General features: G+C 37.3%; 14 protein-coding genes. 10 read left to right on the plus strand and 4 right to left on the minus strand.

Annotated features, from left to right (window positions below; all coding sequences use genetic code 11):
- Positions 1-7: 7 nt before the first annotated feature.
- Together AEQU1_RS15285 and AEQU1_RS15290 are read right to left on the minus strand one after the other, a co-directional pair.
- Entirely contained in the window at positions 8-394 is a 387-nt protein-coding gene (locus AEQU1_RS15285) for a group III truncated hemoglobin (protein ID WP_111882501.1), read from the minus strand.
- A gap of 4 nt (positions 395-398) precedes the next feature.
- Positions 399-686 carry a hypothetical protein gene (locus AEQU1_RS15290; protein WP_111882520.1) on the minus strand — a complete coding sequence of 96 codons (288 nt, stop codon included), beginning with the start codon at positions 684-686 and terminating at the stop codon, positions 399-401.
- A gap of 80 nt (positions 687-766) precedes the next feature.
- Between AEQU1_RS15290 and AEQU1_RS15295 the strand changes: the two genes are divergently transcribed.
- The 9 genes from AEQU1_RS15295 to AEQU1_RS15335 all read left to right on the plus strand — a co-directional run bounded on the left by AEQU1_RS15295 (position 767) and on the right by AEQU1_RS15335 (position 10132).
- A complete protein-coding gene (locus AEQU1_RS15295) occupies positions 767-1354 on the plus strand; it encodes a Crp/Fnr family transcriptional regulator (RefSeq protein ID WP_111882502.1) in 588 nt (195 codons plus the stop codon).
- Positions 1355-1382: 28 nt separating this feature from the next.
- Entirely contained in the window at positions 1383-2147 is a 765-nt protein-coding gene (locus tag AEQU1_RS15300; RefSeq protein ID WP_111882504.1) for a Rossmann-like and DUF2520 domain-containing protein, read from the plus strand.
- Positions 2131-2664: an HAD family hydrolase gene (locus AEQU1_RS15305; protein WP_111882505.1), complete on the plus strand. Its 534-nt coding sequence runs from the start codon at positions 2131-2133 to the stop codon at positions 2662-2664. Before AEQU1_RS15300 ends, AEQU1_RS15305 begins: the two co-directional genes overlap by 17 nt.
- A 46-nt stretch (positions 2665-2710) precedes the next feature.
- On the plus strand, positions 2711-3622 hold the full coding sequence (locus AEQU1_RS15310) for a geranylgeranylglycerol-phosphate geranylgeranyltransferase (RefSeq protein WP_111882507.1): 912 nt from the start codon (positions 2711-2713) through the stop codon (positions 3620-3622).
- Positions 3623-3625: 3 nt separating this feature from the next.
- Positions 3626-4213 carry a Maf-like protein gene (locus tag AEQU1_RS15315; protein ID WP_111882509.1) on the plus strand — a complete coding sequence of 196 codons (588 nt, stop codon included), beginning with the start codon at positions 3626-3628 and terminating at the stop codon, positions 4211-4213.
- A 32-nt stretch (positions 4214-4245) separates the two neighbouring features.
- On the plus strand, positions 4246-5178 hold the full coding sequence (locus AEQU1_RS15320) for a septum formation inhibitor Maf (protein ID WP_111882510.1): 933 nt from the start codon (positions 4246-4248) through the stop codon (positions 5176-5178).
- Positions 5179-5189: 11 nt separating this feature from the next.
- The gene (locus AEQU1_RS15325; protein ID WP_111882512.1) at positions 5190-5762 is read left to right on the plus strand and encodes a mechanosensitive ion channel domain-containing protein; all 573 of its coding nucleotides are present in this window, start codon (positions 5190-5192) and stop codon (positions 5760-5762) included.
- Positions 5763-5814: 52 nt separating this feature from the next.
- The gene (locus AEQU1_RS15330) at positions 5815-8307 is read left to right on the plus strand and encodes a PIG-L family deacetylase (RefSeq protein ID WP_111882514.1); all 2493 of its coding nucleotides are present in this window, start codon (positions 5815-5817) and stop codon (positions 8305-8307) included.
- Between the two features lie 121 nt (positions 8308-8428).
- Entirely contained in the window at positions 8429-10132 is a 1704-nt protein-coding gene (locus AEQU1_RS15335) for a sodium:solute symporter (protein WP_111882515.1), read from the plus strand.
- Between the two features lie 28 nt (positions 10133-10160).
- Here AEQU1_RS15335 and AEQU1_RS15340 read toward each other — a convergent pair whose 3' ends face one another.
- Positions 10161-11204, minus strand: a complete 1044-nt coding sequence (locus AEQU1_RS15340; RefSeq protein ID WP_111882517.1) for a VPS10 domain-containing protein — start codon at positions 11202-11204, stop codon at positions 10161-10163.
- 133 nt (positions 11205-11337) lie between these two features.
- Here AEQU1_RS15340 and AEQU1_RS15345 point away from each other — a divergent pair, with 133 nt between their 5' ends.
- Positions 11338-12549: an RsmB/NOP family class I SAM-dependent RNA methyltransferase gene (locus AEQU1_RS15345; RefSeq protein ID WP_111882518.1), complete on the plus strand. Its 1212-nt coding sequence runs from the start codon at positions 11338-11340 to the stop codon at positions 12547-12549.
- A gap of 67 nt (positions 12550-12616) precedes the next feature.
- Here AEQU1_RS15345 and AEQU1_RS15350 read toward each other — a convergent pair.
- Positions 12617-15529 (minus strand): GEVED domain-containing protein (locus tag AEQU1_RS15350; protein ID WP_146743765.1); only part of this gene is annotated, 2913 nt, incomplete at its 5' end.

The following is a 15529-nucleotide window of genomic DNA, read 5'->3' on the forward strand; positions in this document are numbered from 1 at the left end:
ACATTACTTATTTTCGAGCATTATGAATATTTAAGTGCATAAAAGTCCCCATATTTCTAGCTCGGTTTATTGCAATTTGTGCTGTTTCGCCTTCAAAAAGTTCGTTGATGGTTTCCAGCCAAAGATTGATCCATGTTCCGAAGTGAAGTTCATTAATGGTGTTGCCACATTTTTTATCTACTTCAACGTGAGTATGTAATGGATTTCCAAAGTATTTGCGCTCAAAGAAAAGATTTGTTTCCCAAAAATCTGTAAGTAGTTCAAGATGGGTTTCCCAGTCGGTGATTATTCTGTTGAAAATAGGTCCGAGAAGTTCGTCTTTTCGCACTTTGGAATAAAACTTATTGACAAGCAAAGACACATCTTCACGAGATTCTATATTCTTTTTAGCCATTTTTTTATAGCAAAGTTATTAAAATCAACAACAGGTTTGCCACCAAACTAATAGCAAGCATCCAAAATGCAATTTTTTTATTTGATCCGGCAAGCAGAGCGGCATTGTAACCCATGCAAAGCGAAACGCAAAGCGTTAGTTCAATTCCAGGAATAATTCCCGTGCCCTGCGCCAAAACAGTCATTGCGGCGATAGAACCAATACAACTGTTTAAAATAATGGTCAGCGGAATGTACATATAATAGTCGTATTCAAACTCCTCTTGCAATGATTTTATAGATAGTACTTTCATAATATTATAGTGTTTTGTTTTTAATGGTGTAAATTTACCATCCCAAACACGCCCAATTTTATGAGGCAAATCATAAACTTATGATTCCTGAAAATTTATTATTGGATTACGGCGCGACTATTGAAAAAATAGACGTTAACGAAGTTATCCTTTCAGAAAAAAAGCGTGCAGATTTCTATTTTCAGATTAAAACCGGGGAAGTGAAAATGTTCAATCTCAACGAAAACGGAAAAGAATTTGTGCAAGGTATTTTTTACAATGGTGAAAGTTTTGGCGAGCCACCTCTTTTTGCAGATTTCAAATATCCGGCTTCAGCTTCGGCAGTAAAAGCTACAGAACTTTACAGATTATCAAAATCCAAATTATTCGAATTATTAACCAATAATCCCGAAATAAATTTAAAATTCACCAAGGCACTTGCAAAGCGGCTTTATTATAAAGCGACGATTTTAAAAGAAATATCGGTACATCCTCCAGAACATAGAATTCTTACTTTAATAGATTTTTTGAAAGGCAAATACGGTTCCGAAGAACTTTTTCAAGTAGAGTTAACGCGACAGCAAATAGCAGATTTAACTGGCCTGAGGGTGGAAACGGTAATCCGTGCTATAAAACAATTGGAACAGGACGGCGAAATAAAACTCATAAAACACAAAGTGTACCGTTGAAAAAATTAATAAACGATAACTTCTTACTATGATAAATGTGGTTTTTTTAGGATTTGGAAACGTGAACAGTAACTTGTTCAAAGCTTTACACATCGCAAACGAAGTTACTGTAAAACAGGTTTTTAATAGAAATTATATTAAAATGATTTCTCCTTTTGAAAACATTCCTTTCACGGATGACATTTCAAAAATTGAAGAAGCGGATGTATACATAATAGGAATTCCCGACGATGCAATTTCGGCGTTTTCTGAAAGTCTTCCTTTTCAAAATAAATTGATAGTTCACACATCGGGAGGCGTTTCGATAGATACGCTTTCAAATAAAAACAGACGCGGTATTTTTTATCCATTGCAAACATTTTCAAAGGAACGTGCTGTTAGTTTTAAAACAATTCCTATTTGTATTGAAACCGAAAATTCGCAAGATTTGGATTTATTACGGAAATTAGGAGAAACAATTTCAGAAAACGTTGTAGAAATTTCTTCAGAAAAAAGAGCCAAACTACATCTTGCGGCAGTTTTTGTGAATAATTTTACCAACTATTTATACCAAATAGGCCGCGAAATTTTAAAAAATGAAGATTTGCCGTTCGATTTGTTGAAACCATTGATTTCAGAAACTGCTTCCAAAATTGAAACCCTTTCACCCGAAGAAGCACAAACTGGCCCAGCTAAACGCAACGATATAAAAACAATTGAAAAACATTTACATTTGTTAGGCGATAGTCCGTACCGAAAGTTTTATGAATTGTTTACGGAGGAATTAAAGCATAATTATGGAAAAAAGTTATAAAGAATACCTAAAGCATATAAGCACATTTATTTTCGATATTGACGGTGTACTCACAGATGGCACCATACAAGTGAATACGCAAGGCGAAATGTTCCGAACAATGAATATTAAGGACGGCTACGGACTTAAAACTGCAGTTGAACAAGGTTTTCACGTTTGTGTTATTTCGGGCGGAACTAATGAAGGTGTTCGCGTACGGTTGCAAAATTTAGGAATAAAAGACATCTTTTTGGGAGCGCATCACAAAACAAAAATTTTAGAGGATTACTTAAAAAAGAATAACCTAAAAAGAGAAAATATTCTCTATATGGGCGACGATCTTCCCGATTTTGAAATAATGCAGGAAGTAGGTTTGCCCACTTGTCCACAAGATGCTGTTCAGGAAATTAAAGCAATTTCAAAATATGTTTCGCATAAAAAAGGTGGTAAGGGCTGCGTGCGCGATGTTATTGAACAAGTGCTTAAAGTTCAGGATAAATGGATGGCAACAAATGTTGTGAGCGCCAAGTATGATTAAACCACACATTCAATAAAAAGAAACTCCGCAATCTGAAGCATAAACTTTGAACTACCTAAACCTAATTCGCTACCAAAACCTACTCTTCATTGCCTTGGTGCAAGTTTTTATCAAATACGGCTTGTTCTATTCATTGGGCGTTGAAACTACGTTAAATACGTTTCATTTTATCCTTCTTGTTATTGCTACACTTTGTATTGCCGCTGCTGGAAATATAATCAATGATATTTATGACGTAGAAATTGACAAAATTAACAAACCAAACAAAGTTTTGATTGGCAAAAAGATTTCAGAAAGAACTGCAAATCGGTTGTTTATAATTTTAAATGTTATTGGAGTTGTGATAGGTTTTTACCTTTCTAACACCATCGGAAAATCTGGCTTTGCGGCACTTTTCATAGTTTTCTCGGCATTGCTTTATTTATATGCTTCCTATTTAAAGGGTATGCTAATAATTGGCAATGTTTTAGTTTCCTTTTTGGTGGCTATGAGTTTGATAATTGTGGCTTTGTTCGATCTTCTTCCTGCTATTACTGCACAAAATCAAACTGCGCAATCAACGGTTTTCAAAATCGTTTTACACTATGCTATGTTTGCATTTTTCATCAATCTAATTCGCGAAATTGTAAAAGACTTGCAGGATATTAACGGTGATAAAAACGGCGGAATGAACTCGTTAGCCATTGCCATAGGCAGAAAAAGAACGATAATGATTGTGTTTCTTTTGGGCGTTTTCATGGTTTTGGGAGTTGTGCTTTACATGTATGAATACCTCTACAACCAGCAAGTTTTATTACTGTATTTCTTATTTGCAATCGTTGCCCCACTAATGTATTTTTGCATAAAAGCCTGGGGTTCGGAAACACCAAAAGAATATGCGTTTCTTTCAAATCTTTTGAAAATAATAATATTTTTAGGCATTTGTTCAATACCGCTTTTTTCATTTACAATTTTTTAAAGTATGCTTCGCGAAAAACTAAAAAATTTCAATATCATCCTTGCTTCTGGTTCGCCGCGAAGACAAGCTTTTTTCAAGGAGCTAGATTTAGATTTTACAATTCAAGTGAAAGAGGTTGTAGAAACATATTCTTCAGAATTAAAATACTCAGAAATAACAGATTATCTCTCGCAACTTAAAGCATCTATTTTTTCCGACTTACGAACAAATGACATTCTTATTACAAGTGACACCATTGTTTGGCTTAATGGAAAAGCGCTCGGCAAACCGAAAGATTTTGAAGAAGCAAAACAAATGCTCCACAGTTTAAGTGGGCAAATGCACGAGGTAATCACTTCAGTATGCTTTACTTCAAAGGAATTTCAAAAAACCGTGAATGATGTTACCAAAGTCTGGTTCAAAATCCTTTCCGAAGAGGAGATAGTTTACTATTTAAAAAACTATAAGCCTTTTGATAAAGCAGGAAGCTACGGCATACAGGAATGGATAGGCTACATTGGCATCGAGAAAATTGAAGGATGTTATTTTAATGTAATGGGCCTTCCCACACGTCTTGTTTATAAAACGTTAACCGAGATTGCCGACCGTTGAATTTTTGGTATTTTTGAGTAAAATCTGCCAGAATGAACAATTTCAAAATACTTTCTATTTTTTTCCTGTTTGTGGTCTTTGCAGGCTGCAATTCTTCTGTAGAAAAAAGCAATTCAGAAACCGTTTCAGATAAAAAAAAAGAAACTAAAACTGCGGTACCTAGAACTGTTTCAAAAGAATTTAAAGATTATTGGTACGCTGGAAACGCGGAGCTCACCTCTTATCAGCTCATGCAGGAGCGCTACGGGGAAATCCGCCAAGGCACTGCTGTTAACATTTTTGTGACGGAAGATTTTCTGCCAAATGAACAGGTAAAAGCAAACAACACTTCTGATGAAACTATATCAGTTTTAAAACTGAACCAAATGAAGAATTTCAATACGGGCATCTATCCGTATTCTATAATGAGTAGTACTTTTAGCCCTATTTCGAATACTACACACGCTATAAAAGTGAGCAATAGTGTCCAAGAATGGTGCGGACAGGTTTATATGCAGCTCAACAATCGCGATAAATTTGAGATAGAAAGCCATTCCTATTTTGAAGGCGAAGCGGACCAAACCCTTTCTTTGCCAAAAACTTGGTTGGAAAACGAACTGTGGAACCTAGTAAGAATAAACCCTGATGAACTGCCCACTGGGGATGTAATGATTATCCCTTCGTTTGAATATCTAAGACTTCGGCACAAAGAAATAAAGGAGCACAATGCTTTTGCAAGTTTAAAACAGGGAGATTCAATTACTATTTACACATTAAATTACCCAGATTTACAAAGACAGTTAATGCTTTTCTTTAATAGTACTTTTCCCTATGAAATTGAAAAGTGGGAAGAAGTGAACGCAGCCGACCAAAATGACACCTTAAGGCTTAAAACCACAGCAACTAAAATGAAGCGTATGCGAATTCCCTACTGGAACAAAAACGGAAATGAGTTTGCGCATCTTCGGGATTCCCTAGGGCTTTAATATTTATAATTATGATCGATTTAGATTTGCAAAAATATTCGTTACAGTTAATAGAATCTGGTGTTTTGATTCTGGGGTTGTTAGTTTTAAGACTAATCCTAAAAAAAACCGTTCGCAATTTTGCCAAAAAAATTGAACGGCTTGAACACCGTACGGGGCTAATTATGAAACACGTAGATTTCGCTGCCTTTTTTTTGATTGTTTTAGGACTTATATTAATTTGGGGCGTTGACTTTAGAAATCTGGGACTAGTAATGTCTTCAGTGTTTGCAGTAATTGGAATAGCCTTTTTTGCGCAGTGGTCCATTTTGAGCAACATTACCAGTGGCGTAATTATGTTCTTTACATTTCCATACAAAATAGGCGATTATATAAAGATACACGACAAAGAAATGCCCTGCGAAGGAATTATTGAAGATATTAAAACCTTTCATATTATTCTTCACACCACTAAAAATGAAATTGTTACTTACCCCAATAGTATGATGCTTCAAAAAGGAGTAAGTATCATAAAGGCAGATGATTTTTATGAACAGCAGCTGAACGAAGCTGACAAAAATAAGGAAGATCTACCGCACGATTAATTTTTACAAATAAGTATCTTTGAAAGGTTTCGAATAAATCATCAACAATTTTATGCAAAAATCATTTTTTTACAGACTTCTATTTTTATTTTTTTCAATAGCTGCCGCCGCACAAACCCCTAAAAAACCTACCACTTCCGAAATTTATCATTCCCTTCAAAAGCTCAATTTTGTTGGTTCTGCACTTTATATTGCAGCACACCCCGACGATGAGAATACCCGTTTAATTTCCTATTTGGTAAACGATGTGCACGCAAACACCGCATATCTTTCAATAACCAGAGGCGATGGCGGACAAAATCTTGTAGGGCCAGAACTGCGCGAACTTTTAGGCGTTATCCGCACACAGGAACTTTTGGCGGCGCGAAGAACAGATGGAGCGCAGCAGTTTTTCACACGCGCCAATGATTTTGGCTACAGCAAAAACCCAGACGAAACCTTTGAGTTTTGGACCCGCGAAGATGTTTTGAGTGATGTAGTAAAAACCATTCGTAAATTCAAACCAGATATTATAATTGATCGATTTGACCATCGCAGTCCCGGAAGTACCCACGGGCACCACACCGCTTCTGCAATGTTAAGCGTAGAGGCTTTTGATTTGGTTGGCAACACTTCAAAATTTCCAAAATCTGCTGAAGAATACGGTATTTGGAAACCACAGCGACTGTTTTTTAATACTTCGTGGTGGTTTTATGGAAGCAAAGAAAAATTTGATAATGCTGACAAATCAAAACTCGTTGCGGTTGAAACAGGAAATTATTTCCCCCAACTTGGTCTTTCCAATGGTGAAATAGCTTCGTTAAGCCGAAGTATGCACAAATCGCAAGGGTTTGGCAGTACGGGTTCGCGAGGTGCTGAAACCGAATATTTAGAAATTTTAGAAGGAAACAAACCTTCGGAAAATAATTTATTTGAAGATATAAACACGAACTGGTCAAGGTTGGATGACGGCAATGCAATTGGCGAAATTTTGAATCCTTTGGAAGAAAAATTCAACTTTAAAAATCCTTCGGAAATGCTGCCACAATTGTTGAAAGCTTATCCCCTAGTTTCAAATTTAAAGGATGCGCATTGGAAAAAAATAAAACTGGAACAACTGAAGCAACTTATTTTAGATTGCGGCGGAATCTTTATAGAAGCTGCTTCCGAAGCAAATTCAGTAAATCCAAACCAAAATTTTAAAGTTAATATTGAAGCTATTAATCGCGGAAAAAGCGATGTTGTCTTAAAATCAATAAAAAATTCCGAAGGAAAAATACTTTGGAATGAACCCCAAGCGCTACCTTTTAATGATGACAAGAAAATAGAAGTCACCGTTAATTCCGCAAAACAAAACCCGCCCTACTCCTCGCCCTATTGGCTAAATGAAAAGGGAACCGTAGGAATGTACGCGGCGCCAGAAAAATTAATTGGCCTACCAGAAACGCCGCCTTTGGAGCAATTGGTTTTTGAATTGCAATTTGGAAATACAACAATTCCTTTCACAAAAAATATAGTTTATAAATTTAACGATCCCGTTAAAGGCGAAGTGTATCGCCCGCTGGAAGTGCTTCCGGAAGTTACGGCTTCCATCCCTGAAAAGGTCTTGATTTTTGCCAGCAATACTTCAGAAATTGTTTCGGTAGTTGTGCACGCAGGAAAAGACAGTATTTCAGGAAACGTAAATTTACAACATCCCGAGGGTTGGAAAGTTGAGCCTGCAAAGCAAGCATTTCAGCTTACTAGAAATGGGGAAACACAAACTTTCAGTTTCACGGTAAGTCCTCCAAACGGCCAAAGCGAAGGTTATTTAAAACCGGTAGTGAGCGCGGAAGGGCAAACATTTGATAAAGAATTGGTGGTTATAGATTACGAGCATATTCCGTATCAAAGTGTTCTTTTGCCTTCGGAAGCGAAAGTAGCAAAGATTGATATTCAGAAAAAAGGACAAAATATTGGTTATATAAACGGCGCGGGCGATGCAATTCCTGAAAGCTTGAAACAGATTGGATATTCGGTAACAACTATTAATCCTTCAACCATTTCAGAAAAAAGCCTTCAAAGTTTTGACGCAATTGTGGTCGGAATCCGTGCTTACAACACAGTTCCCGAACTCGCTTTTGCACAACCCATTCTGAATAAATACGTTGAAAATGGTGGAACTATGATTGTTCAATACAATACCAATCACAGTTTGGTAACCGAAAATCTCGCCCCCTATTCCCTAAAACTTAGTCGCGATCGCGTTACGGATGAATTTTCAGAAGTAAAAATTCTTGCTTCCGAAAACCCACTTTTAAACACACCCAATAAAATAACCCAGAAAGATTTTGAAGGTTGGGTGCAGGAACGCGGGCTTTATTTTCCCAATGAGTGGGCCACAGAATTCACACCAATTTTAGGAATGAAAGACAAAGGCGAAGCCGAAACAAAAGGTTCGCTACTTGTAGCCAAATTCGGAAAAGGATATTACATTTATACGGGATTGAGCTTTTTCCGCGAACTTCCGGCCGGAGTTCCGGGAGCTTATAGATTGTTCGCAAATATGCTTTCAATCGGAAAATAATTTTAAAAAGGTGAACGAAGAAAAACAAAAATTTGTTTGGAAATGGAAGTATACAGTCGTGCTTCTGCTTAATGCTGTTTACATTTATCTGTTTTATTTACTAATGCAAAACTTCGCCTAAATGCAGCAGATTGATTGGATCGTTTTAATTGGAACCCTTCTTTTTATCGTGCTTTATGGCACATGGAAATCGCGTCAGCACAAAGACGTGGGCGATTATTTAAAGGGAGGAAGTAACGCGCATTGGTGGACTATTGGCTTAAGTGTCATGGCTACCCAAGCTAGCGCTATTACTTTTCTTTCTACACCGGGACAAGCCTTTCACGACGGAATGGGGTTTGTGCAGTTCTATTTTGGACTTCCTATTGCTATGGTGATTATTTGTTTGGTTTTTATACCAATTTATCACAAGCTCAACGTTTATACAGCTTATGAATATTTAGAAAGCCGTTTCGATAAAAAAACCAGAACACTTACCGCTATCCTATTTTTAATTCAACGCGGACTTGCCTGCGGTATTACTATTTTTGCACCTTCTATTATTCTCTCGGCCGTACTTGGGTGGAACTTGGTTTATTTAAATATAATCATTGGTGTACTTGTAATTATTTACACCGTAAGCGGCGGCACAAAAGCTGTAAGTGTTACCCAAAAGCAACAAATGGCTGTTATTTTCTTTGGAATGTTGATTGCCTTTTTATTGATCCTTAATTATTTACCGCTCGATATTACTTTCACCAAAGCGCTTGAAATTGCCGGGGCCAATGGGAAAATGGACATACTCGATTTTTCATTCGATTTTGATAACCGTTATACTTTTTGGAGCGGAATTATTGGGGGTACCTTTTTGGCACTCTCCTATTTTGGAACCGACCAAAGCCAAGTACAACGCTATCTTTCGGGAAGAAGTGTAAAACAAAGCCAAATGGGCTTGATAATGAATGGACTCCTAAAAGTACCTATGCAGTTTTTCATTTTGCTGGTAGGGATTATGGTTTTCGTTTTTTACCAATTTAATGCTTCTCCACTGCATTTTAATCCCGCCGCAGTAAAGGACGTTAATAGTTCAGTATATGCCGGGGAATACAAGGCTTTGGAAGTAAAAAAAGATGCAATAGACAAAGAGCTTGCTGCAACACAAATTGATTATTCAAAAGCGGAAAACGAGCTTGAAAAACAAAACTATGTTCAAAAAATAAAAGAACTGAATGCCTCTGAAAATAAGTTACGCGAACAATCAGTTACAATAATCAAAAAAGCAAATCCTAATGCGGAAACCAACGACAAGGATTATGTTTTCATCCACTTCATTTTAACCAATCTTCCACGCGGACTAATTGGTTTGCTATTGGCGGTAATTTTGAGTGCAGCTATGTCTTCAACAGCTTCAGAGCTAAATGCTTTGGGAAGCACTACGGCTATTGACCTATACAAAAGAAATGTTCCCGGAAAACGAGAAAAGCACTATGTTACAGCTTCTCGTGGATTTACACTTTTATGGGGAATAATTGCAATAATAGTAGCTTGTTCTGCACACCTCTTCGACAATCTTATACAGTTGGTAAATATTATCGGTTCCATTTTCTACGGAAATGTTCTAGGAATTTTTCTACTTGCGTTTTTTATAAAATACGTTCGAAGCAAAGCTGTTTTTATAGCTGCGCTAATAACGCAAATAATTATCATCTATTTCTGGTATATAGACCTAATGCCTTATCTGTGGCTGAATTTAGTTGGCTGTGCTATTGTTATGGGAATTGCAATTTTATTGCAGGTTTTATTGCCGAAAAATGATAATACTGAAATTGTAACTTCCGAAGCTTAGTTCTCGACTGCGCACGAACGGACACAATTTATTTTTTGAATACCAACTTCGAAATCCTATTATTTCCCGAAGCAAAAGCAACGCTATCGCTTACAAATTCAATTGCGAAAAAGCCTTCTTTAGAGAGTTCTTTCCAGTTTTTTCCACCATCGCCACTAAAGGAAATTCCGGGCGAGCCAACTGCTACAATTCCCTGACCTTCAGTCCCGGGAATATATTTTACTGAAGAACGATAGCCAGGTTCTTTCCCATTGGCAATAAGTTTCCAAGTTTTTCCGGCATCTTTCGTTATTGCTTTGTTGCCCTCATTATAAGGTTTGTCTTCCCAGTTTCCACCAAAAATAATTCCGTTGTTTTCATCTCTAAAATCAATGCTAAAAATGCCTGTCATTGCTTTACCTTGAACAATTGGTGTGTTAAAGATTTCCCACGTTTTGCCTTTATCTTTTGTGTGCAAAACACGTGATTTTCTTCCACCCGTTGCAACCCAAGCGTTATCGCCAAAAATTGCGATGTTAGAATTGCTTGCTGCAAAGGCTGCTTCACCTTTTTCAACTTTCGGGAGGTTATCGCAGGAAAGTTTTTCCCAAGTGTTTCCGCCGTCGCGGGTTATTATTATTGACATGCAATTCTCAATGGGATCACCAATGGCAATACCTTCGTTTTCATTCCAAAATTTCATGGAATCGTAAAAAACATTATCACCTTTTTCCGTATAAACCTCTTCTATATTGGTAGCATCAGTACCGTTGAAACCAATTTTATAAAGCACAGCCGGATTTGAAATACTTAAAACAAAAACAGCATCTTTATTTACAGCAATGGATCGAAAATGAAGCAACGAATCTCCATATTTTATAACGGCAAGTTTTGGAGTATCGCCATCTATAAGGCCAACTTTTCCTTTGTCGGCCGCAAACCACACTCTGCTTTCGTCCAAAGGCTGAATGGCGCGAATGCTTAAACTATCTATAAAAACCGGAGTTATTTCTACAGAATTAAACTCAACTTCAGTTTTCTTTTCGCAGGAAAAAAGGAGAGTTACGGCAAATAATGCAATTAAAAAACGCATGGATTCTTTTTTTGTAAAAGTAACAATAACTTTAAATTCAAAGTAATAAAACCCAAGTTCAGATCTTTAAATCTAAAAATCTAAAATCTCACGTCTAAAATTGTGATACCTTTGCAACCGCAAAACGCAGAAAATGAAATTACACCGAAACTTAGTATTCGCCACAATAGATTCTCTTGACTTGATTTTCAATGAAAACAAGCAAGCAGATAAAGTATTGAAAAACACATTGAAACGAGATAAACGCTGGGGCGCTCGCGACCGCGGTTTTATTGCTGAAACTACCTATGATATTGTTCGCTGGAAACGGCTGTATTCGGAAATTGCCGAAGTTCGGGAACCATTTGACCGTCCAAACCTTTTCAGATTATTTACAGTTTGGGCCACGCTTAATGGAATTGCCATTCCAGAATGGAAACAGTTTGAAGATACGCCAACCCGTAGAATTAAAGGAAGATTTGACGAGCTGTCAAAAATTAGAAAGTATCGTGAATCCATCCCTGATTGGCTGGATGACTTGGGCCATAAGGAATTGGGCAAAAAATGGGATAAGGAAATTGCAGCTTTAAACCAGCAAGCCGATGTAGTATTACGTGTAAATACTTTAAAAACTACCGTTGAAAGCCTTCAAAATGAATTGGCTGATTTAGAGATTGAAACCGAAATTTTAAAAGGATATCCAGATGCCTTAAAGTTGAAAGAACGTGGAAACGTTTTCACAACCGATGCATTCAAAAATGGATTTTTTGAAGTGCAGGATGCTTCTTCGCAAAAAGTTGCAGAAATTCTCGATGCGAAACCTGGCATGCGTGTTATAGATGCTTGTGCTGGAGCTGGTGGTAAAAGTCTTCACATTGCGACTATGATGGAAAATAAGGGGCAACTAATTTCGATGGATATTTATGAGAACAAGCTCAACGAACTAAAACGCCGTGCACGTAGAAATGATATTTTCAATATTGAAACGCGCGTTATCGATTCCACGAAAGTGATAAAAAAATTAATTGACAAAGCCGATAAGGTTTTGATTGACGCTCCTTGCTCCGGCTTGGGTGTTTTAAGAAGAAACCCTGACGCAAAGTGGAAATTACAACCTGAATTTTTGGATAAGATTCGCGCAACACAAAAAGAATTGCTGGATAGCTATTCCCGAATGGTAAAACCTGGAGGGCAATTGGTTTATGCAACTTGTTCAATACTTCCTTCAGAAAACGAAATGCAAGTGAAAGCTTTTTTGGCTAGAGAAGAAGGAAAAAACTTTACATTGTTGAGTGAAGAAAAAATAATGCCCAGCAAAAGCGGATTTGACGGCTTTTATATTTCATTACTTCAGAAAAAAGAGTAAATATTATATTTTAAAATAGAAAAGAGCGGGAAAACCCCGCTCTTTTTTAATAGAATATATTTAAAAATTATTCAACAATAATTCTTCCTGTTTTGAAGGATTTTGTTTCTTTTCCTCCAATTCTCACAATATAAACTCCGCTTGCAACTTCGCTCATATCAAGTTTAGCTTTAAAGGAATCTCCCATTTTGTCAATCATTTTTACTTTAAGCTGTTGGCCTAACATGTTGTAAACAGAAATGTAAGCCTGCCCATTATAAGCAGTGAACAAAGTTATCTCAAATTGTTTATCGCCTTCAGTAGTAATAATCAATTCCCCATTTCTGATTGAAAAGTCATTAACTCCAAGCGTGCCAATGTTTGCGGTATAATCTTCTGTTTCTCCAAAAGAAGTTTCTTCACAGGCATCTGCAGGTACAGGCGCGTCCCAATTTGTTTTTGCGCGCATTCGGTGAGGTCCAATTGCAGCTCCTGCAGGAACAACTAAATCCATTGTCTGTGTATAAGTTCCAGCTCCTTGTCCTGGTGCTATAACAACATTATCCACAACCACCTCATTTGCAGTAAAGGTTGAATCGTCATTATAATCAATCCAAACTTTTACATATTGATCACCATAACCAGTTGTAACCGTTAATTGATTTGTACTATCGGGCGCTAAATTGGCAACTAGGTTTGTGAAATCTGCATAACCCTCGCAACCCGATGGATTATTGATATCAGCTACTGAAAAGAGTTGAAAACCATCGCCAAAGGAACAATCTATATTGGGTTGGCACAAAACATTTTCAATTACAGCGGTAACTGCATCGTTGGCGGCATTCGCATCACTTGCCAAAGAAGTTGAAACGGTTACGTTATAAATTCCTAATGCAGAAAAATCTGCAGTTTGTGCAAAGCTGTAACTCACTTCTTCTTCCGAGACAATGGGGCCTGCAAAAGTTTCAATCACTGGTATTCCCCCGTCAATTACATATTGTACGTTAAAATTTGATTGTGTGGCTGCACCAAAGTTTTTAATTGTTGCGATTATAGTTTCGTTCCCTAAACCTGGACCAGAAACTGGCGCGGTAATTTCAATTGCACCTACATCATTAGCTAAAAGATTGGTTACGTTTTTTGTAAACGGATCGTTTGCTGGAAATTCATCCCCTGCAAGATTTGTTCTAACCTCAATGCTATAAGTTTGTCCAGCGTTTGATAAATCTACTGTCTGAGCAAATGTATAAGTTGCTGTTGCGCCAGATGTTACAGTACCAGTAAAGGTTTCAGAGGCTACCAAATTGCCATCAACACGTAATTCTAAAGGAATATTTGTTTGAGTGCTACTTCCAAAATTACGGATACTTATTTCGACTGTTTCATTATTTGTTAAAATACCATTCACAGGCTGAATAAGTGCATTTACACCAACGTCATTTGTAAAGCCACCCGATAATGTAAAGGCTGCTATTTGTGTTCTCCAGTTATTATCTGAGGAAAAGTATTCCGCAGTGTGCCAAAATGTGAAGTTATCCGGATCCATAGTAAGATGTGAATAATCTCCAAATCTATTGGTGAAAGTTTGTACTCCGGCCCCTTGGATAATTTCAGTTTCGGCTACGGTCATTTGTCCTAAGGGATCTCCATTAAATCTGCCTGTATATCTAATTGCTGCCTTAACTGTTGCACTTGCAACGTTAAATGCTAAACCGATGTTTCCCGCAGCATCCATACCTGCGCTACCCATAAAACGACTATTTCCGTCTGCGGGGGCGTATGTTCCTTCTTGAAAAATGGACCAAGGGTTTGCAGCATCATTTCGCAGCTCAATCCATCTTACACCTGATGTGTCGTTATTGTCAATATCTGTGTTAAATGTAATTACCCAGCTATTATGGTCAGTGAAGCTTCTATAATTTGGAGCGTATGAAATTATGCCGCCAATCATATCAATTTTTTGACTTGTACCAGGCTGTTGCACATCCCCTGTTCCAAAAGGAGCAAATACTGAATTAAATGGCGCTGTGGGTATTTCTAAAGGTGCTGATATTGTGGAATTACTTGTTGTATTCCAATCCAATACAATTTCCCAAACTTTCAAATGGTCAAATGTAACTCCAGCCCATCCGTCATCTTGAAGATAAGTAACATAGCCGGGAACATCTGCTGGATATGTTGTTCCTATTAAGTTTGCAGGCTCAGGGCTTAATACAGTATTAGTGTTTTGCACTCCTCCTGGAAGAGGAAACCCAACAATTTTAGGACTTGGACCACCCGCAAGCATTACGTCTCTTTCAACAGCGTATACTTTGTTTGTAGTACCAATATTAGCAGTAAGATAATAGGCATCGTGCCAAACACTGTAATGTGGATAGTCTGGGAAGCTTCCAAAAGAATATTGATAAACATTATATGCTCCGGTTGGATCTCCAGTTTCTGAAACACCTATCGCCAATGAATTGCTCCCTGAACCAAATTCACTCACAAACCAACGGTCTGCCAATTGATCGTAAAGTATAATCGGGTCTCCGGAATTGGAACCAATTCCCAAAAAAGTACCCAATGCTACAGGCCCAACTAATAAATTACCCGTTTTATCAAATATTTTTACGATTGAATTTACGGCATGCACATAATGATTTGGTCCAACGGCACCTGTTGGATCTGGTGGAACAAATCCCGATTCTGAGGAAGAAGCTCCAATAAAGTTTTGTTCAATAGCTCGGGTTTGGATATTTCCAAAATCCTTTTGTGCTGTTTGGTCAAAGCCATTTGGTAATGCATCAGCATTTACCTGTTCGCGATAACGCGATCCATTTTGTACTACTTTTATTTCTTTAACACTTTGGTTAATATTTTCTTCTTTAATAGCAAATTCGCGTAAGGGAATTGTCTTCCCAATAAAAGTTCCAACAATTACCTCATCAGGGGGAAAGGTTTGTTGTGCAAAAACACCAGTGCCAAAAAGCAGAAATGCTGCAAATAGTAATTTTTTAAA

The organism is Aequorivita sp. CIP111184 (assembly GCF_900489465.1).
Taxonomy (GTDB): domain Bacteria; phylum Bacteroidota; class Bacteroidia; order Flavobacteriales; family Flavobacteriaceae; genus Aequorivita.